This is a genomic window from Acidobacteriota bacterium, assembly GCA_009861545.1.
GTDB lineage: Bacteria > Acidobacteriota > Vicinamibacteria > Vicinamibacterales > UBA8438 > WTFV01.
Map to the genome: position 1 here is coordinate 48203 of VXME01000042.1, position 22106 is coordinate 70308.

General features: G+C 70.8%; 16 protein-coding genes. 6 read left to right on the forward strand and 10 right to left on the reverse strand.

All coding sequences use genetic code 11. From position 1 onward, the window contains the following. Window positions 1-38: 38 nt before the first annotated feature. The 3 genes from F4X11_06545 to F4X11_06555 all read right to left on the reverse strand — a co-directional run bounded on the left by F4X11_06545 (window position 39) and on the right by F4X11_06555 (window position 3829). Window positions 39-1094 (reverse strand): alpha-hydroxy-acid oxidizing protein, encoded by a 1056-nt coding sequence (locus F4X11_06545; GenBank protein MYN64673.1) that lies wholly within the window; start codon window positions 1092-1094, stop codon window positions 39-41. A 114-nt stretch (window positions 1095-1208) separates the two neighbouring features. Then, a complete protein-coding gene (locus F4X11_06550; GenBank protein MYN64674.1) occupies window positions 1209-2405 on the reverse strand; it encodes an alpha-hydroxy-acid oxidizing protein in 1197 nt (398 codons plus the stop codon). Between the two features lie 77 nt (window positions 2406-2482). After that, on the reverse strand, window positions 2483-3829 hold the full coding sequence (locus F4X11_06555; protein MYN64675.1) for a GntP family permease: 1347 nt from the start codon (window positions 3827-3829) through the stop codon (window positions 2483-2485). A gap of 119 nt (window positions 3830-3948) precedes the next feature. On the opposite strand from F4X11_06555, the gene F4X11_06560 reads away from it, so the two are divergent. From F4X11_06560 to F4X11_06570, 3 genes are all read left to right on the forward strand, one after another. Continuing rightward, the gene (locus F4X11_06560; GenBank protein ID MYN64676.1) at window positions 3949-5364 is read left to right on the forward strand and encodes a hypothetical protein; all 1416 of its coding nucleotides are present in this window, start codon (window positions 3949-3951) and stop codon (window positions 5362-5364) included. 19 nt (window positions 5365-5383) lie between these two features. Further along, on the forward strand, window positions 5384-6313 hold the full coding sequence (locus F4X11_06565) for a hypothetical protein (protein MYN64677.1): 930 nt from the start codon (window positions 5384-5386) through the stop codon (window positions 6311-6313). A 102-nt stretch (window positions 6314-6415) separates the two neighbouring features. Then, window positions 6416-8068: a hypothetical protein gene (locus F4X11_06570; GenBank protein MYN64678.1), complete on the forward strand. Its 1653-nt coding sequence runs from the start codon at window positions 6416-6418 to the stop codon at window positions 8066-8068. 169 nt (window positions 8069-8237) lie between these two features. Here F4X11_06570 and F4X11_06575 read toward each other — a convergent pair whose 3' ends face one another. From F4X11_06575 to F4X11_06605, 7 genes are all read right to left on the reverse strand, one after another. Continuing rightward, complete coding sequence (locus tag F4X11_06575) at window positions 8238-9128, reverse strand: dienelactone hydrolase family protein (GenBank protein MYN64679.1); 891 nt, start codon at window positions 9126-9128, stop codon at window positions 8238-8240. Window positions 9129-9260: 132 nt separating this feature from the next. Further along, a complete protein-coding gene (locus tag F4X11_06580) occupies window positions 9261-9935 on the reverse strand; it encodes an OmpA family protein (GenBank protein MYN64680.1) in 675 nt (224 codons plus the stop codon). A gap of 28 nt (window positions 9936-9963) precedes the next feature. After that, a complete protein-coding gene (locus tag F4X11_06585; protein MYN64681.1) occupies window positions 9964-10923 on the reverse strand; it encodes a VWA domain-containing protein in 960 nt (319 codons plus the stop codon). Window positions 10924-10984: 61 nt separating this feature from the next. Next, complete coding sequence (locus F4X11_06590; GenBank protein ID MYN64682.1) at window positions 10985-13402, reverse strand: carbohydrate binding family 9 domain-containing protein; 2418 nt, start codon at window positions 13400-13402, stop codon at window positions 10985-10987. A gap of 139 nt (window positions 13403-13541) precedes the next feature. Continuing rightward, entirely contained in the window at window positions 13542-14600 is a 1059-nt protein-coding gene (locus F4X11_06595) for a hypothetical protein (protein ID MYN64683.1), read from the reverse strand. 131 nt (window positions 14601-14731) lie between these two features. Continuing rightward, the gene (locus F4X11_06600; GenBank protein ID MYN64684.1) at window positions 14732-15892 is read right to left on the reverse strand and encodes an aminotransferase class I/II-fold pyridoxal phosphate-dependent enzyme; all 1161 of its coding nucleotides are present in this window, start codon (window positions 15890-15892) and stop codon (window positions 14732-14734) included. Between the two features lie 77 nt (window positions 15893-15969). After that, a complete protein-coding gene (locus tag F4X11_06605) occupies window positions 15970-17385 on the reverse strand; it encodes an MATE family efflux transporter (protein MYN64685.1) in 1416 nt (471 codons plus the stop codon). 32 nt (window positions 17386-17417) lie between these two features. On the opposite strand from F4X11_06605, the gene F4X11_06610 reads away from it, so the two are divergent. The 3 genes from F4X11_06610 (at window position 17418) to F4X11_06620 (ending at window position 22085) form a co-directional block, all read left to right on the forward strand. After that, window positions 17418-18086, forward strand: coding sequence for a CoA pyrophosphatase (locus F4X11_06610; protein MYN64686.1), 669 nt, complete (start codon window positions 17418-17420; stop codon window positions 18084-18086). Window positions 18087-18202: 116 nt separating this feature from the next. Then, entirely contained in the window at window positions 18203-20623 is a 2421-nt protein-coding gene (locus tag F4X11_06615) for a DNA topoisomerase 4 subunit A (GenBank protein MYN64687.1), read from the forward strand. A 43-nt stretch (window positions 20624-20666) separates the two neighbouring features. After that, window positions 20667-22085, forward strand: coding sequence for an alanine:cation symporter family protein (locus tag F4X11_06620; GenBank protein ID MYN64688.1), 1419 nt, complete (start codon window positions 20667-20669; stop codon window positions 22083-22085). Window positions 22086-22106: the final 21 nt, after the last annotated feature.

The window sequence follows — 22106 nt, forward strand, 5'->3', positions numbered from 1 at the left end:
GCCGGTTGGTGACGACGGGACGAGCGTCTCGCCGCCACCTAACGCGAGTCGAACCGCACCAGCTCGCGGTCGATCATCGCGATGGTCGGGCGCCCTGAAGCCGCCATGTTGCGGGCCAGCTCGGTCTGGAGAATCTCTACGACGGTCTGGACGCCCTCGGCCCCGTAGGCGGCGAGGCCCCACATGGGCGGGCGGGCCACCATGACGGCGGCGGCGCCGAGCGCGAGGCCCTTGAGGACGTCGGTGCCGCGGCGGAAGCTGCCGTCCACCAGCACCGGGACGCGGCCGGCCACCGCGTCGGCCACGGCCGGCAGCACGTCGATGGCCAGCGTGCCGGTGCCGCGGTCGACGAGGCCGCCGTGGTTCGACACCACCAGCCCCTCTGCGCCGGCCGCCAGCGCGGTCTCCGCGGCGTCGACGCTCATGACGCCCTTGACGACGACCGGCACGTCGACCGCCTCGGCGAGCGCGACGACTGCGTCCCAATCCGTCGAGGTCGGCCGATGATCGGAGGACGACACGCCCACCGTGACACAGATCGCCCGGCAGCCGGCCTCGACGGCACGCGCCGCGTCGTCCCCCAGCGAGCCGCTGTCGGCATAGAGCTGGTACCAGACCGGTTCGGCGCTCGCCGCCACGATCTCCTCGATAGGGTGGCTCGACTGTCGCGTCGCCACCATGACCGCCTTGCCGGCCGATGCGCCGCGCGCGGTGGCCAGCTCGCCTTCGGGATGGATGTCGCCCTGGTTGCCGACCGGGCCGACGATGATCGGGGCGAACATGTCGTACCCGTACAGGCTGGTGGTCAGGTCGAGGTCCATGGCGTAGACCATCAACCGCTGCCGGAACGTCATCCTGTCGAACGACGTGCGGTGACCGCCGCCGATCGCCTCGAACCGCGCGGGCGCCAGCACCAGGCGCGCCTGCTCCTCGAACTCGGGGACGTTGACCAGCTCCAGCACCGGAGCCTGCCGGTCCGAGGGAGGCGCCCCGCCGCCGGGCTCCCCCTGCGCACGAGGTTCGCCCTGCGCCAAGGGCGACCCGGCCACGAACGCACCGAACTTCCGCAAGGATTCCCGCCTGTCGACCTTCATCGTCGTGACCTCTGCTGCGCGTGCTGCGTGAACCGCCCCGCCGGCGCCGCTGCGCGGCGACCTGTCCGGAAGCGGGCAATCGTTTCGGCGTTCCCGACTCCCGGGCGGAGCTCGCTACGGGAAGTTCGTCTTCACGATGCTGCGGTCGATCTTGGCGATCGAGCTCACGCCCGCCGCTGCCATCGCCTGCCGCAGCTCGGCGTTGAGGATCTCCATCACCTTCTGGGCGCCCTCCTCGCCGAAGGCCCCGAGGCCCCAGCGGGACGCGCGCCCGAAGCAGACCCCGTCGGCGCCGAGGGCCAGCGCCTTCAGCGCGTCGCTGCCGCGCCGGAAGCCGCTGTCGATCAGCACCGGCACCCGGCCGCCCACCGCCTGGACCACCTCTTCGAGCACTTCCAGGCTGGAGGGGCCGTAGTCGATGGCGCGCCCCCCGTGGTTCGAGACGATGATGCCGTCGCAGCCGTGCTCCAGGCACTTCTTCGCGCCCTCGCCGGTCAAGATGCCCTTGGCCAGCATCGGCACCTCGCACATCGGCCGCAGGTCGTCGAAGAGCTTCCACTCGTACCACAACCGGCCGGCGCCGACCCGGTAGGGGTTCGGAGGATTCGGCGGCGTGCGCCGCGTCACGCGGCGGGGGGTGCCGTCCAGGTGCCGGTCGTGCAGATCGCGCTCGTAGTAGGAGGCCTGCTGGTCGATGGTCACGACGATGGTCTGCGACCCCACCTCCTGCGCGTCGCCGAGCGCGACCCGGTTCGGCTCCATTTCGCGCGTGGCGTAGCGCTGGAACCAGAGCGGCCCCTCGGCCCCCGCCCGCGCGATTCTCGTGAACGGGAAGCTCGACGCGTTGCTGACGATCATCGTCGTGCCGGTCGTGGTCGCCGCCCGGTGCATCCCCAGCTCGCCATCCGGGTGCAGGGTGCGCTGGCGTGCGGTCGGCGCGAGCATGATGGGGCTCGGCATGCGGTGCCCGAAGAGCTCCGTCGACGTGTCCACGTCCTTCGCGTCGACGCCGCCCCGGTCGATGAGATCCACCCACCCGAAGGCGTCGCGGTTGCGGTAGAGCGTGAACTCCGACTCGGTCCCGTGCGCCGTGTAGTCGTAGACCGACAGCGGCACGTTGGCGCGGAAGATCGGCTCGAAGTCGAACACGTCGCGCATCTCGTCGAAGCCGAGGAAGCGGCGGTGCGGCCCGAGCGGCCACGGGTCGCGCTGCGCGTGCAGCAACGGCGACGCGGCCAGGAACGACGCGAGCCCGGCCAGCGCCTCCCGGCGCGACATGCCCGTACGCCAACGCTTCTCGATCTTGCCCACGATGGCCTCCTGGTGCAGAGCGGAAAACGTCCAGGCCGCGCGAACCGGAAAGCGCGGCCTCTGGAGTGTATCAGCGGTCAGATCAACCCGACGACCCAGAGCGCGTACACGACGGCCATCGCCGTCACCCCGTTCACCAGCGTGACCCCGCCGTAGGAGAGCAGCGCCGACTTCAGGGGCATCCGCGACAGCGACGTGCAGACCCAGAAGTAGCTGGAGTTGACGTACTTGATGATGATCGAGCCGGCGGCCCCGGCCAGCATCGTCGCCTCCGGGCTCAGGCCGAGGGTGTCCATCATCGGCGCGGCCACCGACGCGGCGGTGATCACGCCGACCGTCGTCGAGCCGGTGATCAGGTTGCCGGCGATGCCGAGCACGAACGGCAGGAAGATGGGCGGCAGCCCGGTCGCGGCCACCGCTTCGGCGATGGCGTCCACGGCGGGCGTGGCGCGCAGGATCTGGCTGAGAGAGCCGCCGAGCCCGGTGACCATGATGATCATGGCGGAGCCGCGCAGCGCCTCCTCGATCCACTTGCTCGTGCGGGCCTCCGCCTGGTCGGGCCGCGTGTTGCTGTAGGCGATGAGAATGCCGATGCCGAGCGCGACGACCGGCCAGCCCAGGTACAGCATCGCGCGGTTGATCAGGTGCTCGGCGGGCAGGGCGAACGCGGTCACGCTCTGGCCCGCGATGAGCGCCAGGGGGATGAGAATGGGCGCATAGGCGCGCCAGGTCGCCGGCAGCTCCGCCTCGCGCCCCTGCTCGATGAACGACTGGCCGACGAACTCGCTCGACGGCGGCGACTCGATGTACGGCCCGGCAGCTCGCGCGTAGGCCCAGCCGGCGAGCGAGGCGATCAGGGTGGCGATGCCGCCGTACAGGATCACGCTGCCGATGTCCGCCCCCACCAGCGCCACCGCGGCCAGCGGACCGGGCGTCGGCGGCACCATGGCGTGGGTGAGCTGCATCGCGCCGACCAGCCCCGTCGCCATCACGCTCATGTTCAGGCCGCTGCTGATGGCGGCGGAATGCACGAGCGGGTTGAGGATGACGTAGCCGACGTCGGAGAAGATCGCGAGGCCGATGACGAAGCCGCTCAGGGTCAGCGCCAGCGGCATCCGCGACTGACCGACCCAACGGATCATCGACGCCGTGATGCGCTCGATGCCGCCGGTGTGCTTCAGCGCCTCGGCCAGCACCGAGCCGAGGACGATCACCACCGCGATGCTCTGGATCGTGCGGCCGAAGCCCTGCTCGAAGGCGTCGATGAACGTCTGCCGGTCGATGCCCGGAATCAGCGCGAACAGCACGATGGGCACGAGCAGCGACAGAAAGACGTGCCACTTGAAGCGCGTGATCAACAGGAAGAGGAGGGCGACGATGGCCACCAGGCCGGCCAGGGCGACGAGCGTGCTCTCGGTGATCATTGCGGTGCCTTCCTCCCCTCTGCCGACGACGCTGCGTGCTCAACATACCATCGGTTGCGGGCGAACCCGCGACGAAGTACTGTAGGGGGTCCGGCCGGATCTCAGGAGGAATGTCAGCGATGAAGGCTCAGCACGTTCTCGGTTTCGCGCTTGCCGGTCTCGTCGGCTTCATGGCGCCCGTCGCGGCGAGCGCCCAGTCGGGTGACGGGGCGGACGCGGGGGTGACCTACGCGAAAGACATCGCGCCGATCCTCCAGCGGAGCTGCCAGCAGTGCCACCGGCCGGCGTCGGTCGCGCCGATGTCGCTGCTCACCTACGAGGAGGTCCGGCCCTGGGCGCGCGCCATCAAGATGCGCACCGGCCTGCGGAGCCAGCGCGGCGCCATGCCGCCGTGGTTCGTCGAGCGCGATCTGGGCATCCAGCACTTCAAGGACGATCCGTCGCTGAGCGAGGAGGAGATCGAGAAGATCGCGATCTGGGCAGACAACGGCGCCCCGCTCGGCAACCGCGCCGACCTGCCGCCGCCCATCGACTTCGGCGACGCGAACGAGTGGGCGATCGGCGAGCCCGACCTGATCCTCGAATCGCCTATGGTGACCGTGCCCGCCGCCGCGCCGGACAAGTGGACGTCGCTGGGCACGATTCCGACCGGGCTTACCGAGGACCGTTACGTCGCCGCGGTCGAGGTGAAGGAGTTCAACGACATCCCGCCCGACGCCACCGGCGACACCGTCGGCGGCCGCTACGTGTTTCACCACATGACCTACGGCGCCGTCATGCCCGAGGGCGCGGACGTCGAGTCGGCGACGCGCTTCCCCGTCCACGAGGTCGGACGCAACGCGGACATCTTTCCGGAAGTGGCCGGCCGGCTCCTCCCGGCGGGATCCCACCTGGAGCTGGAAACGGCGCACCTGCACTCGAACGGCCGCGAGACGCAGGCGCACCTGAAGTTCGCCTTCAAGCTGCACCCGAAGGGCTACGCGCCGGAGATCTCGCACTCGCGGACGTTCGTCGGCAACGGCGTCGACATCGACATCAAGCCGAACCAGGCGGACCAGGAGCTGCACGCGTATCGGGTGCTCGACACGCACACGAAGATCCTGTCGTTCGAGCCGCACCAGCACGCCCCCGGCATGCGCATGTGCGTGGAGGCGATCTGGGGCCACAACATCGAGACGCTGAACTGCGTCGGCTACGACCACAACTGGGTCAAGCAGTACATCTACCAGGACGACTACGCGCCGCTGCTGCCGAAGGGCACCATCCTGCACATCATCGGCTGGCTCGACACCACCGCCGCCAACCGCAACGTGGCCGATCCGCGGAACTGGTCGGGAGGCGGACGCCGCTCGGTCGCCAACATGTTCATCGACCTCGGCGAGGCGCTGGAGCTGACCGACGAGCAATTCGAGGCGGAGATGGCCGCACGCCGCGAGCGGCTCGCCCTGACCCCGAACGACCACGTCATCGGCTGCCCGCTGTGCCTGGTGGAGTTCCCGTCGCAGGTGCGGGCGGCGGACGACAACGACCAGTAGTCGGGCGGAGGTCGGAGCGATGCTGACGCAGTGGCCACGCCCGGGGGCGGCGGCCCTCGCCCTCCTTCTCGTGCTGGCGCAGGCGCAGGCCGGCGCCCAGACGCGCTTCACCTACTCGCGGGGCCAGAGCGTGTCCCCCGCCTACGAGGGGTGGTGGCAGAACGACGACGGCTCCTACACGATGTTCTTCGGCTACATGAACTCGAACTGGGAAGAAGAGATCGATGTGCCGATCGGGCCCGACAACCGCATCGAGCCCGGCGGCCCGGACCGGGGGCAGCCGACGCACTTCTACCCGCGGCGCAACCTGTTCCTGTTCACGGTGGAGGTGCCCCCCGATTTCGGCGACGACGAGGTGATCTGGACGCTCACCACCAACGGCCGGACCGAGCGCGCCTACGGCACGCTGCGCACCGACTACCTGCTCGACCGGCAGACCATCGCCACCGAGATGGGCGCCAACTTCGGCCGCGTGCGCGACGAGTGGCGGGACAACGAGTTCCCGAACCTGAGCCTCGCCGTCGACCAGCCGCGCCGCGTGCGCGTCGGGGAGCCGCTGCGGCTGGTGGCGTTCGTCAACGACGACGGGCTGCCGTCCGGCAACTACGCGCCGCCGCGGGTGGAAGCCGGAAGGCCGCACCCCGCCTACACGCCGCCCCGGCAGATCGTGCCCGGCAACCCGCCCGGCCTGCGGTTCGCGTGGATGGTCTACCGCGGGGACGCCTCGAAGGTCGCGTTCGGACCGCACCAGTTGAAGACGTGGCAGGACACGCGGGTCTACTCGAACTCGCCTTGGTCGCCGCCCTACATCCTGCCGCCCGTCCCGCCGGACGGACGCTGGGAGGTGGACGCCACCTTCGACGAGCCGGGAACGTACGTGCTGCGCGCCGTCGCCGGAGACGGCGCGTTGCAGACCGGCGAGAACCTCACGGTCACCGTGACCCGCTGAGGCGGAGCGGCGGCAGCGGGCTTCGTGCGCCGAGTCCCCGGCCCTGCCGCAGGGAGAGCGAGGGGTCGGTCGTTGCAGTGACGTACAGGCAGGGAGAGACCGATGGACGTGCACTACCGCCGACGGGTCGCCGCACGGTTCGTAGCCCTGCTGCTTGCGTCCGCCGTTGCGGGCGCCGCGCCCGAAGCCGCCGGCGCGCCCGGTCGGCATCAGGATCTCGTCGCCGCCGCGGCGGCGCAGGACCGGGCGGCCGTACGCACCCTGCTCGACGCGGGCGTCGACCCCGACACGCCGCGGGCGGACGGCGCCACGGCGCTTCTCTGGGCCGCCCACCGCGACGACCTCGACCTGGTCGACCTACTGCTGCAGGCCGGCGCCGACGTCGATGCCGCGGACGACAATGGCGTGACGCCGCTGCAGCGGGCCGCGGAGAACGCGAGCCCGGCCATGGTCGATCGGCTCCTGGCCGCGGGCGCGGACGTGGACGCGGCCCAGACCAGCGGCCTCACCGCCCTGATGATCGCCGCCCGGACCGGCAGCGCGAAGGTCGTGAACCAGCTCGTGAATCATGGCGCGGACATCGACGCCGGCACGGCGGAGACCCGCAGCACGGCGCTGATGTGGGCGGTCGCCGAGTCGCACGCGGACAGCGTGCGTGCGCTGCTCGACGCCGGCGCCGACCCGCGGGCCTCGACCGCCTCCGGCTTTACGCCTCTGCTGTTCGCCGCGCGCAACGGCGACATCCCGATGGCCCGCCTCCTGCTCGACGCGGGGGTCGGCGTGAACCACACCGGCGTCGACGGCACCCACGCGCTGCCCTACGCGATCGTCCGCGGCCACGACGACTTCGCGCGGTTCCTGCTCGATCGGGGCGCGGATCCGGACGGCGCCATGGGCGGCGTGACGGCCCTGCACGCCGCGGTCGGCCGCGTCGACACCTGGCTGGCCGACTGGAACCGGCGGCACGGCGGCGGCGCGCGCTACAGCACGCGGGGCAGCTCGGCGTTCGATCCGGTGCGGGCGCTGCCGCTGGTGAAGGCGCTGCTGGCCGGCGGCGCGGACCCGAACGCGCGCGTCGCGACGTCGGCCATGTTCATGAGCTACATCGGCTACCCGAAGAAGGGCGCGTTCGAGCCGTTCGCCGTCGGCACCGGCGATCTGCTGGGCGCAACCCCCTTGTGGATCGCCGCCTACAGCGCGAACGCGCGGGTCAAGGACATCCGCTTCGGACGGCCCGAGGGCACGGGAGCGGTCGAAGGGGCCGCGAGCCGCGCCAGCGGCGAGATCCTCCGCCTGCTCCTGGCCGCGGGGGCCGACCCGCACATGACCACGTACGACGGCACCACACCGCTGATGGTGGCGGCGGGACTCGGCCGTTCGACGTACACGCCGCGCGAGCCGCGCGGAGCCCGGTCCCCGGGCGCGGAGCATGCGATCGAGATCCTGATCGAGGCGGGAGCGGACGTGAACGCGGTCAACGAGGCGGGGTTCACGGCCCTGCACGGGGCCGCGTTCCGCGGGTTGAACGAGGTGATCGAGTACCTGGTGGCGCAGGGGGCCGCCATCGACGCGCGGGACTTCCGCGGCCGTACCGCCTACCGGATGGCGGAGGGGTCCAAGCAGTCCTTCCAGTTCCAGAGCTGGCCGCAGACCGCGGCGCTGATCGAGCGTCTCGGCGCCAACGCCCGGCTGGGAATACCGGGAACCGTGCAGGAGCGCCTGCGCGACGTATCGGCGCCGGCGGCCGACCAGTAGCTGCCACCAGCGGCGGCCGTCGCCGATTCGCACCCGGCGCCGACGGACTGCAGCCTTTCGGGGAGAAGAGACAGCCGAGAGGAGGAATCCCCGCAGGCGTCTTGCGCCTCCAGGGAACGGAAGCGCCCCCCGGAGGCCAGGACGGCTCTCCGGGGGGCGGAATCGAGTACTACCCGGCGAGGTGCCGCCGGAAGAAGCCCACCGTGCGGTTCCACGCCAAGTTCGCGGCCGCCTCGTTGTAGCGCGGCGTCGAGTTGTTGTGGAACCCGTGCAGCGTCCCCGGGAACATGTGCATCTCGTGGTCGACGTTGTTGGCCTGCAGCGCCGCCTCGTACTCGGGCCACATGGCGTTGATGCGCGGATCCGACTCCGCGTAGATGACCATCAGCGACGCCTCGATCTTCGGCACGTCCGCCGTGGCCGCCGTGGCGCCGTAGAACGGCACGCCGGCCTGCAAATCGCTGCCGAGCTCGGTCGCGAGCCGGTTGGTCATGCCGCCCCCCCAACAGAAACCGGTGGCGCCCAGTCGGCCGTTGGAGAGCGCGTGCCCCTTCAGGAAACGCGCGCTGTTGATCATGTCCTGATCCAGCGTCGCCGGATCGATGCTGCGCTGCAGCGTGCGACCGTCGTCGTCGTTGCCGGGATACCCGCCGACCGGCGACAGCCCGTCCGGCGCCAGCGCCAGGAACCCGGCGACGGCCGCGCGCCGCGCCACGTCCTCGATGTGCGGATTCAGGCCGCGGTTCTCGTGGATGACCAGCACCGCCGGGAACGGCCCGTCGCCGGCCGGCTGCACGAGGTACCCGCGCATCTCGCCGGACGTGCCGCCCGGCGAGGGGTAATCGACGTAGGTCCCCTTCATGCGCGGGTCGGTGAAGGAGATGGTCTGCGCCTCGGCGTACCGCGGCATCAGCGCCTGCGCCATCCAGAGCGCGGAGACGCCGCCGACGGTGAGGGCCGCGGCCCGGCTCAGAAACTCTCGCCGGTCGATGTAGCCGTGGCAGTACTCGTCGTAGAGGTCGAAGACGCGCCGGTCGATCTGCTGCTTTTCTTCTGCCATCATCGCGCTCCTGGATGATGCCGCGCACACCGTGCACCACGGCGCGGGCGGCCGGACGGGGTTACCGCGGGAACGCGGGGACGAAGCGGCGCGCCGCCGGCCGTCCCCGCGTGAAACTGCGACCGTACGGGACTACGAGCGAACCTTGATGACGACGCGCCGGTTCTGCGCGCGGCCCTCGCGCGAGTCGTTCGGCACCGCCGGCTGGTCCTCGCCGAAGCTGATCGTGTTCATCTTGTGCAGCGGGACGTTGTGCTGCCGGTAGAGGTAGTCCTTCACCGCTTCGGCGCGCCGCAGGCCGAGGCGCATGTTGTAGGCCGCGTCGCCGGTGTTGTCGGTGTGGCCTTCGATCTCGATGAACCCGCCGTCCCCCGCCGCGTGAATCTGGGCCACCAGTTGGTCGAGGCGCGACTGCGCGGCCGGCGGCAGATCCGCCCGGCCACTGTCGAAGTTGCCCTGCGCCTCGTTGAGGGTGACCTCCATGATCAGCCGCCCGATCCGGTTCTCGACCTGATCGACGCGCCCGTCGGCGTCGTCGGCCGCCATCTGCGCCGCGTCGGCCGCCGCCTGCGACGTCTGGGCCGCCATGTTGGCCGACTGCGCCCGCTGATCGACCTGGTCGATCCGCTCCGCGTTCTGGACCGTCCGCTCCTGGGTCTCCTCCACGGTGCCCGCCAGCGTGTCCACCTTGGCGTCCACCACGGCGTCCTCGGTGCGTACGAAGCCCCGCGTTGCGCAGGCCGATGCGACCAGAACGATCACCGCCGCCAGCGCCATCATCTTCACCGTCGTCCGCATCTTCCGCATGATTCCTCCTGAAACGATTCTTGTGACCCTACCACTTCAGCCGGGCCCGCCCCGCCACGTAACCGCCGCGGGCGTGAACCACCAGATTATCATCAGCCGTCCGTATCTCGATGGGATGCCATCCGCGGCGGAAGCCGGGCTGGAACGTCAGGACGTACTGGTAGCGCAAGCCGGTCAGCAACTCGGCCAGCGCCGCAAGCAGATCGTCGCGGGTTCCGGTGGCGCGCACGCTGCCGCCGGTCCAGCGGGCGAGGTCCGCCAGCGAGGCCGCCACGATCTCGCCGTCGGCGCCCGCCGCGCCGCCGATGCCGTCGCGCCGGTCCAGGGGTCCACCCACCGTCATCACGTGAACCGGCACGGCGATGGCGCTTGCGACGCTCGACACCTCCCCCGCCGTGCGGAGGCTGCCGTTGTCCACGCCGTCGGTCACCACGAGCAACGCACGGTGGCGGTTGCCGCGCCGGCCCACGAGCGTGGCCGCGTCGGCGACCGCGTCGTAGAGCGATGTCTGGCCGAAGGGCGACTCCGTCAGGGTCGGGACACCGATCCGCGCCAGGTCGCTCGTGAAAGGCGCGATCTCCCGCAGCACGGTGTCGAAGGTGAAGAGCGCCAGCTCGTCGCGCCCGGACTGCAGCGAGTCGACCAACGCCTCGACCGCGCGCCGGGCCCTGTCGATGTTGCGGTCAATCGCCATGCTGCCGCTGATGTCGACGAGCACGGCGACGCTGAGCGCCGCGTCGCTGGCGAAGACGCTCTCGATGGGGCGGCCGAAGCCGCTGTCGATCAGCCGGAAGTCGTCACGGGAGAGATCGCGAACGATGCGTCCGTTCCGATCCCGCACGGAGACGCGCACCGTCACCATCTCGACGCCCGACCTGAACGTCGGCGCCGGGTCGCGCTCGACCGGGACGGGCCGGCCCTGCGCCGCCGCTCCGGAAGCGGCAAGCGCGGCGAGGCCGAGAATTGCGAATAGGGTGCGAACGCGCATCGTGTCGAATCGAGGCGGCCCCGCGCCGAAGGCTCCCGCAGTGATTCTACGGGTTTTCGCGCTAGAAGCGGAACAGCCGGTTCATCTTCACCACGAAACCGCGATTGCGAAGTGCGGAGAAACGGTCGAAGCGGTCCGGCCGCAACGGGTCGCTGTCGCGATCCTCCGTGTAGACGACGAAGAGCTCGCTGCCGGGGCTGTACTCCCAGCGCAGGCGGAGGTTGGTGCTCACGCTGTTGGCGGCGGAGTTGTACTGGATGAGCCCGCCGAAGAACATGCGGGGCGAGAACGTGTAGGTGACGCGGGAGACGATCAGGCGGGTGTGGAACGAGCCCGCCGGCGTGTCGATCCAGTTCTCCGATACGGTCGGCTCGATGGACAGCTCCGGGGTCACCGCCAGGCGACCCTGGCTGAAGCCGATGGAGCGGATGTTCCCGTTGAAGTACTCGCCGCCCCGCACCGTGACGATGCCGGTCAGCCGGCGCTGCGCCCCGACCTGGTACGTCGCCTCGATGTCGCGGAACCCGTAGCCGCCCACCGGCAGCACGACGCCCGGTCCCGGCTCGAACGGCCGCACCAGGAACTCGTAGTTGTCCGCGAGCGTCATTCCCAACCGGTCGCTGGTCTCGAACTCGGTGCTGAAGCCCACCTGCGCCTGCTTCGTCTCCAGAATGCCGGTATCGGCGGTCAGTATGTGGTCGTAGCTCGCCTCGAGCCGGAACTGCCGCACCGCCTCCAGCGACGCCGGGCGCGGACTGAAGCGTCCCGCGAGGTACGATCGCCGGAAGTTGTCGCGCCGCAGGAAGCCCACCTCGGGAATGAAGTTGTCTTCGACGACGAGGTGCTCGGCGGTGACGCCGTAGCGGTCCCCGGCGTACATGAACTGGCCCTGGTAGCTCGTGTCGCGCCCTTCGAAGCCGGGCGTCTGCGTCCTGGCGGCATACCCGACCACGCTCACGTTCTCGTAGAACGCCATCGTGGCGTCGGCGCCGAACACCCGGTTGGCGCCGGCCCCGTTGCCGACGACCGAGACGGAGCGGTTCGTGAACAGGGCGCCGACGGCGCTGCGGCGCAGCACGTCGCGCTTCAGCCGCACGACCGTGAAGTTCGTCGACTCGACGCCGGCCGCGCCCCGGGTCCCCGGTGACAGCTCGCCGGTCTGGATGTTCAGTAGTCCCACATCGAAGTCGCCTGCTTTCCCCGTGACCCGGCCACCGCCGACAATCGGCACCACCGCGCCGTCCTGGAGCCCGATCCGCCGCGAGTAGAAGAGCGTCGGCGCGTTGCCGCTGCCGCGCGAGCTGCGGCCGCCGCCGCCGATCTGGCGCAGGGCGCTCGACCGCGAGCTCGGGCCGCCGCCGCGGGCGAACTCGAAGATGCCCCGGCCTTCGAGAAAGAACTCGCGCTTCTCGGGAAAGAACAGGCTGAAGCGGGTCAGGTTCACCTGCTGCTCGTCCACCTCTACCTGCGCGAAGTCCGTGTTGTACGTGAAGTCGGCCGTCAGGTTCTGGGTGATGCCGTACTTGAGGTCCACGCCGCCGTCGCCGTCCCAGGCCGTCGCGGGGCTGGCGGTGACGTCGGTGGTGGACCCGCCGATGCCGTACGGCTTGACTTCGAGAACGTTGCCCTCGTCCGGCACTTCCAGACCGACCAGCATCGCCGCGTCGGACAGACGGAAGATGCCGCGTCGTCCGGCCGAGATGGGCACGGGCGTGAGGTAGGAGCGTTCGTTCTTGCGGCGCACCATGCGGCGGAACTGGATCCCCCAGACCGGCGCCGGTCCCGGCCGGTAACGCACCGACTTGAAGGGAATCTCCATCTCGACCGTCCAGCCGCCCGCGAAGCGCCCCGTGCGCACGTCCCACACCGGATTCCAGTCGCCGTTCGGATTGCCCTCGTTGGTGATCTGGAAGTCCCCGAGCGCGCCGAGCGGGTTCGTGTAGAACGCGATGCCGTTGCGCCGGTCGTTGAACGTATCGAAGGCCACCCAGAAGGTGTCGTTCTCGCGGAGCTGGGGCGTGTCCCGCTGCATCTCGTTGGCCACCCACGCGCCCGGGGGCGCCGAGTCCCACAGGCGGGCGGCGACGTAGAGGCTCGCCGCGTCGAAGAAGACCCAGGCTTCGGTTCTCTCGCTGGCCGGCGCGCCCTCGTTCGGCTCCTGCTGGATGAAATCGTCCATGGCGGGGACGATCTCGTACGCCGGCTCGTCGAGGACGCCGTCCAGACGCAGCCCGGCGGCCAGCTTGACGGCGCGGACGGTGGCGCGCCGCAGCGCATCGCGCGCGATCACCGCGGGCGGCGACGGCGGGGGCGGGCGATCGACTGCCCCGGTCACTGTGAATCCGGCGCCGGCGGCGGCCACCGGGCTCGCCGTTTCGAGCAGATCCGGCGTGCCCGGAACGGGATCGGACTGCGCGTGGGCGACATCGGCGCTGCCGGCCGCAGCGAGCAAGGCCAGGAGCGCGCCGACACCGGCCACGATTCGGCAGCGCCCGCGGGGGCGATGCGTGTGACCGGACGAGCCGCGGTCGACCGCGCCGGAAATCATGGGAGCAGGAACGCTTGGTTGGTCGCGTTTCCGGCAACGCATCGCTGCTCGAACCTGCCGGCGCCGCCTCTCACCGGCCGCCGGCGGCCTCGGCGGCCTCCCGCTCCTCGGCGCGATGGCCGGCGAGGATCCCCTCCATGCCGATGTTGCCCTCGTGGCAGGCGTACTCGAAGAGCGCCTCGTCCTTGCGCGACAACGGAATCATGGCCGTCCATTCGGCAGCGTAGGTGCCCGGATCGTCGACCGTGAACTCGTGCTGCAGCGTGTCGGGTCCGACGCGCGTGAATCGCTCGACCAGGCGCAACCGCTCCGCAGAGCCGCGTTGCCGCTGGTAGAGGGCGGCCGGGGATTCGCTGCCGGCGGAGAAGTTGGTGGTCTCGACGACCAGCGTGTCCCCGTCCCAGTAACCCCGCGCGTCGCCGTGCCACTGGCGGATGGCGTCGTCGGCGTGGGGCGAGCCGTCCAGCGGAATGATGCGCGCGTCGTGGATCATCTCGTGCAGGAACACGACGTGGTCGGGCGTCTGGACGATCTGGTAGTAGGTGTTGTAGCCGGCGAACAGGTTCGGCATCCCGAAGGTGATGCAGCGCTCCTGGAGCCGCCGGTCGGTCCACGAGGACGCCGGGTTGTCGGCGATATGGGCGACCCGGGCGTCGATCCACCGTTGCGCCTCCGCGGTGAAGGCCGGCAGCCGCCCGTTCGGGGGATCGATCACCAGCGAGGTCCGGTTGTCGAACTCGCGGTCGACCAGCCAGAACTGGTTGTAGTTGCCGGTCGCCGCGTCACGGGAGGAGAACTCGTCCTGCTCGCCGAGCGCGGCCACGAATACGCTGTCGGCGAATGCCGCATCGCTCTCGCCGCTCGCGAAGAGCTCTGCATAGCGCGCCTCCAGGCGGGCCAGCTCCTCGTCGGTCAGCGTCGCCTTGTCGCCGAGGACCTCCGGGCGCTCGAGCGGCGTGGCGGTGTTGTTGGCCCACACGCCCTGCAGGTCGGGCCGCCCGTCCGGGGTCCGCGGCATGGTCCACTGCGCGTCCTGCGACGACTGCGCCCCGCTCGCCGCCGGCACGACCAGCATCGCTGCCGTGACAACGCCGCCGATCACGCGGCGCACGGCTCGTGACTGACTCATCCTCTGCCTCCCGGTTCGGACTTCCGCTTTCCGAAATTATATGGCGCGAGCCGCACGCGCACCCATGGGTCGACCGCGGCCGGGCCACACTGCCCGCAGCAGCGCGTTCGCTCGTCGCGCCGCGGCTCTGCTCACCGTGGAACCACCGCGTCGAGCGCCCGATCGAGGTCGGCGATGAGGTCGCCGGCATCCTCGATCCCGATGGACAGGCGGACCAGATCGTCGGGCACCGGCGAGCCGGGTCCCTCGACCAGGCCCCGGGCCTCCGCGAGACTCTCGACCCCGCCGAGCGACGTCGCGTTGTGGAACAGTCGCAGCTCGCGCACCACCCGGCGCGCGGCTTCGGCGCCGCCCTTCATCCGCAGCGAAACGACCGCCCCGAAGCCGCCGTCCATCTGCCGCGCCGCCACGTCGTGGCCGGGGTGTCCCGGCAGCCCCGGATAGAGAACGGCGGATACCGCGGGATGCCCGTCGAGCGCCTCGGCGATCCGCTGCGCGTTCCGCGCGGACGCGGCGACCCGCAGGCAGACGGTGCGCATGCCGCGCAGCAGCAGCCAGCTCTCGAAGGGGCCGATGACGGCGCCGCGGTACGCGCGCTCGCGGCGGCAGCGCTTCCACAGGTCGTCCTCGCGCGCCGTGACCAGCGCGCCGGCCAGAACATCCGAGTGCCCGTTGAGCTGCTTGGTGGCCGAGTGCATGACCAGGTCGGCGCCATGCTCGAGCGGCCGGCTGAGCACCGGCGTCGGCAGGGTGTTGTCGACGACGAAGCGGGCTCCCGCTTCATGCGCGGCGGCGGCGGCGGCAGCGAGATCGGTGACCGCTCCGTTCGGGTTGGCCGGCGTCTCGGCCCAGACGATCTTCGTGGCTCCGGGCCGCAGCGCCCGCCGCAGCGCGGCCATGTCCCCGTTCGGCACGAGATCGAGAGTGATCCTGCCCCGCCCCGCCTCGCCCTGCAGCCAGCGGCGCAGCATCCAGTACATCTGCTCCGGCGCCACGACGTGATCCCCGACGTCCAACGTCTCGAACACCGTGGTGGCCGCCGCCATGCCCGCGCTGAACAGCATCGCCGCCCGCCCGCCTTCCAGCGACGCGAGCAGCGCCTCGGACTGGTCGTAGGTCGGATTCTGGTCGCGCGTGTAGACCCGCCCGCCGGTCGGCGCGCCCTCGGCCGTCCGCTCGTACTGCACGGCCGGGTAGATGGGCGGCACGAGCGAGCCGGTCGCCGGATCCACCGCGCCGAGCGCCTGCGCGGCCCGTGTGGAGGGTTTCTGGCCGGCTGGAAAACGGGACATGCGGAACCTCCGAGAACGAGAACCGTGGACGACTCGTGCGCGGATACCGGCGCGCCCGGCGGGAACCGGCGCTCCCCTCAGGCACGCGCGGGACCGATGTCGACCGCGATGTCGCGCCACTTGCCCTGACGGAAGCGCATCACGCTCAGGCTCGCGCGGGCGACGTGGCCGAGCACGATGGCCAGCCATATGCCGGACGCCTCCAGCTCCCCGGTCATCTGCAGGTAGGTGCAGAGGCCGATGGGAATGACGACCTGCGACACCATCGAGATGTAGAGCGGGCTGCGTGTGTCGCCGGTCCCCTGCAGGCCGCCGGTATAGACGAGCGCCACGGTGACGAAGAGCCCGGAGACGGCCAGGTAGGCCAGGAGCTGCCGGCCCAGCTCGAACTGGATCCCGTCGGCCATGCCGAACACGCCGAGCAGCGCCCGCGGCACGGTGACCAGCGCGAGGCCGATGACGCACGCCACGCCCACGCCGATCGACGACGCCACGAGGGCGGCGCGCTGGCTCCGCTCGGGTCGGCCGGCCCCGAGGTTCTGCCCCGCCACCGCGGCCGTCGCGCTCATCAGGCCGACCGACGTCCAGGTGATCAGGGCGAAGAGCTGCGTGTAGCCCACCGCGTAGGCCGCCTGCGCCTCGGCGCTCTGCTCCAGCGATCCGACGAAGCGCAGCATCAGGACCCCGGCCAGGTTCATCACGATGCCCTGGAATCCGGTCGGCAGGCCGAAGCGGAAGAGCTCGCGAATGATGTGCCAGTCGGGCGCGAACGACATGCTGCGCGAGAACCGGACGACCAGGCGCCCCGAAAAGAGCAGCCAGAGGAACGCCGCGGCCGTCACGCCCGCGGCGATCGCGGAACCCATCGCCGCGCCGACCGTGCCGAACGCGGGAATCGGGCCGAGCCCGCGGATCAGCACGACGTTCAGCACGACGTTCAGCACCGTCATGGCGACGCCGAGGCGCAACGGGGTCCGCGCATCGCCGGCGGACCGCAGCGCACCGCTCATCATGAAGAAGATGAGCATCCCGATGCTGAAGACGAACATGACGCGGATGTAGCCCAGCGCCTCGCCCTGCACCTCGGGCGCGGCGTTGATGAGGTTCAGCAGCGTCGGGGCGAGGAAGTAGCCGAGCGGCGCCAGCACGCCAACCGCCATGAACACCGCGGTCAGGAAGGCCTGGTAGACCGTCCGGTTGACCTTGTCGGGCTCGTTCGCGCCGGCGAAGCGCGCCACCAGCACGCCCATGCCGCTGAAGACCGACGCGACGAACACGATGACGAGGATGAAGATCTGGACGCTGACGCCGATCGCGGCGTTGCCGACGTAGCCGACGTAATGGCCGACCATCGCCTGGTCGACGATGCCCTGGATGCCGCCGAACACGTTCTGCAGCATCGTCGGCCAGGCGAGCTTCCAGACCGTGCGCGCGAGCGGCCCTTCGACGATCGCCCGGTCAAACGCTTTCTGTGGAGGGCCCTTTGCGCTCATGTCAGCGGGAGGTCGGCGCGGGCCGCAGTAAGATGGGAAGTCTCACCGTGCCGGTCGAATCTCCGAAACTCTATCAGATCGACGCGCTGCTCCGGTCGGCGTTCCGGGCGCCCCTCCCCGGCGGGGACGCGCACCGGCGGCTCGCACCGAAACCGCGCCCCGGCTGGCGGCCCGGCGTGGTGCCCGACCACGCCACGCCCGCCGCCGCTCTCGTGCTTCTCTATCCTCTAGACGACGCACCGCACGTTCTGTTGACCGTCCGGGCCGGCCGACTGGGAAAGCACGCCGGCCAGGTGTCGTTCCCCGGCGGCCTGATCGACGCCGGCGAATCGGTTCGCGACGCGGCGCTGCGCGAGGCGTTCGAGGAGGTCGGCCTCGACCCGGCGGCCGTGCGCGTGGCCGGTGCGCTGTCCCCGCTCTACATCACGGTCAGCAACTTCGCGATCCACCCGGTGGCCGGGGTCGCGGCGTCGACGCCGCGCCTGCGTCCTTCGGCCGCGGAGGTGGCGCGCCTGCTGCCGGCGCCGCTGGCCGCCCTGGCCGATCCCGCCAACCTGCGGCGCGGGACGCGCTGGCGCGGCGATCTCCCGTGCGACGTGCCGTACTTCGAGGTGCGCAACGAGCGCGTCTGGGGCGCCACCGCGATGGTGCTGGCGGAACTGCTGACGCTGCTCGATCTCGCCCCCCGCAACCCGTGGTGACATGGTAGATTGACGGTGGCCCCCGTGCGGCCCCCACCGTCTTCCTCCCGCCCCCGGCGGCGGCGCGTTCCCGGACGCCGCCAGCAGCAACGCGACGTTCGAGGAGACCGGATCCGATGGCGAAACGGACCAGCAGGCGAACCGGGACCGGAAAACGCGGCACGCGCGACGCGCCGCTGTTCGACGCCGCCGGCGACGGCGACGGGATCGACGTGCTCGCGCGACGGGGCGGCGGAGACACCGTCGTCGGGCTCCACGAGGCGGCCCAGGCCCGCTATCTCAACTACGCGCTGTCGGTCATCACGTCGCGGGCCCTGCCCGACGTGCGGGACGGCCTGAAGCCGGTGCAGCGGCGCATCCTGTACACGATGTGGCAACAACGGCTGCGCGCCGACGCCAAGCCCCGCAAGTGCGCGAAGGTGGTCGGCGACGTGATGGGAAGCTACCACCCGCACGGAGATGCGGCCATCTACGACACCCTCGTGCGCATGGCGCAGCCCTTCACGCTCCGCGCGCCGCTCGTGGACGGCTCGGGCAACTTCGGATCGCTCGACGGCGACGGCGCCGCCGCCATGCGCTACACCGAGTGCCGGCTGGCCGCGATCAGCGCCGAGCTGCTGCGCGAGATCGACGAGGAGACGGTCGCCTTCCAGCCGAACTACGACGGCACGCGCCAGGAGCCGGTGGTGCTGCCGGCCCGCGTGCCGAACCTGCTCGTCAACGGCGCCACCGGCATCGCGGTGGGCATGGCGACCAACATCCCCCCGCACAACCTCGGCGAGGTGGCGACGGCGCTCGTCAACCTGCTCGACGACCCGGACCTCACCAGCGCCCGGCTGGCCCGCGACGTCCGCGGCCCGGACTTCCCGACCGGCGGGCGGCTGGTGAACACCACCGAGGAGCTGACGCAGATCTACACCACCGGGAGCGGCACGGTGCGCGTCCGCGCGACGTGGGCGACCGGCGAGCGGCGCCGGTCGTCGAAGACCGTCCACGTCACCAGCGTGCCCTACGGCGTGAACAAGGCGCAGCTCGTGGAACGCATCGCCGAGGTGGTCGTCGGCCGCAAGCTGCCGCCCCTGCTCGACGTCAAGGACGTCTCGACCGACGACGTGCGCATCGAGCTCGAGATGAAGGCCGACGCCGACGAGCGGATGGTGATGGCCTACCTGTTCAAGCACACGCCGCTGCAGACGACCTTCCCGGTCAACCTCACCTGCCTGGTCCCGACCGACCAGCCCGGGGTCGGCCGGCCGGAACGGCTCGACCTGCAGCAGATGCTGTGGCGCTTCCTGCTGTTCCGCCTCGAGGTGGTCACGCGGCGGCTCGAGCACGAGCGCGCGGCCCTCGGCAGGCGGATCCACATCCTGGAGGGGTTCGAGAAGGTCTTCGACGCGCTCGACGCCATCATCGCGATGATCCGGCAGTCGGACGGCAAGGCCGACGCGGCGGCGAAGATCATGCAGATCTTCGGGCTCGACGCCGAGCAGACCGACGCGATCCTGGAGCTGAAGATCTACCGCCTGGCGCGGCTGGAGATCCTGATCATCCGCAAGGAGCTGGCGGAGAAGCAGGAACGCGCCCGGCAGATCGATACGGAGCTCGGCGACGAGGAGCGCCGGTGGCGGATCGTGCGAGACGAGCTCGTCGAGGTTCGGGAGACCTACGGCGAGCCCCGCCGGACCGCCATCGACGGCCCGGCCGACGACGATCTGGTGTTCAGCGCGGACGACTTCATCGTCGACGAGGATGCCGTCGTGCTGGTTTCCCGCGACGGCTGGGTGAAGCGGCAGCGGGAAGTGCGCGACCCGGCGGCGACACGACTGCGCGAGGGCGACGCCCTGCTGACCGCGGTGGCCGGCAGCACACGCGCCACGGTCGTCTTCTTCACCAACTTCGGGGTCGCCTACAGTTGCCGGCTGATCGACATACCCGCCACCACGGGCTACGGCGAGCCGATCCAGCGGCTGTTCAAGCTGAAGGACCGGGAACGGGTGGCCACCGTGCTCAGCCTCGACCCGCGCGTCGCGGGCGAGATCGCGGCCACGCCGTCGCGGCCGGAGCCGCCGACTCACGCGGTGGCGGTGTCCAGCGACGGCTACAGCCTGCGGTTCGGACTCGAGGCGTTCAACGAGCCGAGCACGCGCGCCGGGCGCCGGTTCGCGCGGCCCGCCAGGGGCGCCGAGATCGTGGGCGTGGCCGCGATTACGGGTGACGAGACGCTGATCGCCGCCACTCGCGAGGCGCGCGCCATGCTCTGCCCGGCGCGGGAGGTCAACTTCCTGTCCGGCCCAGGCAAGGGCGTGCTGCTCATCAAGCTGGCGAAGGACCGCGACCACGTCATCGGCTTCATCGCCTCGCGCGGCGACCGCGACCTGCTGACGGTGGAAACGAGCCGCGGCGCCGAGCAGAACATCAGCACCGCGAAGTACGATCCGGTAAGCCGCGGCGGCAAGGGCCGCGAGCTGCTGCAGCGCGGTCAGCTCACCCGTATCGTCCCGAGACCGATCGCGACGCCCGACATCGAGGAGGGCTGAAACCGCGGCGACGGTGTCGGGAACCTCGGAGAACGTCTACCTCATGGGCATCGACCAACTGATCGACCGGATCATGCGTCCGGTGGCGGACGCCGTGTCCGGCTTCGTTTTCTACCCGATCCCGCTCTTCGGGGCCGAGATGCCGCTCATCGTGCTGTGGCTGGTGGCCGGCGGGCTCTTCTTCACCTTCTACCTGAACTTCATCAACGTGCGGGGATTCGCGCAGGCGCTGCGCATCGTCTCCGGCCGCTACGCGCGCGAAGGCGACCCGGGCGAGATCTCGCAGTTCAGCGCGCTGTCCACCGCGGTCTCCGGCACCGTCGGCATCGGGAACATGGCCGGCGTGGCCGTCGCCATCTCCACCGGCGGGCCCGGCGCCACGTTCTGGTTGATGGCCGCCGGGCTGCTCGGCATGTCGTCCAAGTTCGCCGAGTGCACGCTCGGCGTGCTGTACCGGCGGCGCAACCCCGACGGCTCCGTCTCCGGCGGGCCGATGCACTACCTCGAGCGTGGCCTCGGCGAGCGCGGCTGGCCGGCGCTCGGCCGGAGTCTCGGACTCTTCTACGCCGCCGCCATGGTGTTCGGCTGCCTCGGCATCGGGAACATGTTCCAGTCGAACCAGGCCGCCGCCATCTTCATCGACATCACCGGCGCCGACGCCAGCTTCTTCGCCGGCCGGGGCTGGCTGTTCGGACTGCTGCTCGCCGCGATCGTCGCGCTGGTGATCATCGGCGGCATCCGTTCCATCGCCCGCACGACGGTCCGGCTGGTGCCCACGATGGCGCTGCTCTACGTATCGCTGGCCCTGCTGACCATCGCCCTCAACGCGGACCGGCTGCCGGGAGCCGTCGCGGCCATCTGGCACGGCGCGTTCACGTCGGAGGGGATGGCCGGCGGCGGCCTGGGCGCGCTGGTCATCGGCTTCCGGCGCGCCGTCTTCTCCAACGAGGCGGGGCTGGGCAGCGCCGCCATCGCTCACGCCACCGCCCGCACCCCCCAGCCGGCCAGCGAGGGCTTCGTCGCCCTGCTCGAGCCGTTCATCGACACCGTGGTGATCTGCACGTTGTCGGCCCTTGTCATCACCACCACGGTCTACGATCCGGCGCTCGCCACGGGCGACATCACCGGCATCGAGCTGACGACCCGGGCGTTCGCCTCGACCCTGCCCTGGTCCCCGGTCCCGCTGGCCGTCGCGGCCATCCTGTTCGCCTTCTCGACGATGATCGCCTGGGCCTACTACGGCCTGAAAGCCTTCACCTATCTGGCCGGGGAAGGCCGCCTGCAGCACCTCGGCTTCAACGCCTTCTTCTGCGCGTTCGTCGTCGTGGGGGCGAGCATCAATCTCGAGGCGCTCATCGACCTGTCCGACGCCCTGGTCTTCGTGGTCGCCATCCCGAACCTGATCGGGCTCTACCTGATGGCGCCGGTCGTGAGGCGGGAGCTCGCACGCTACCGGTGGTGACCGGCACGCACCCCCGGCCGG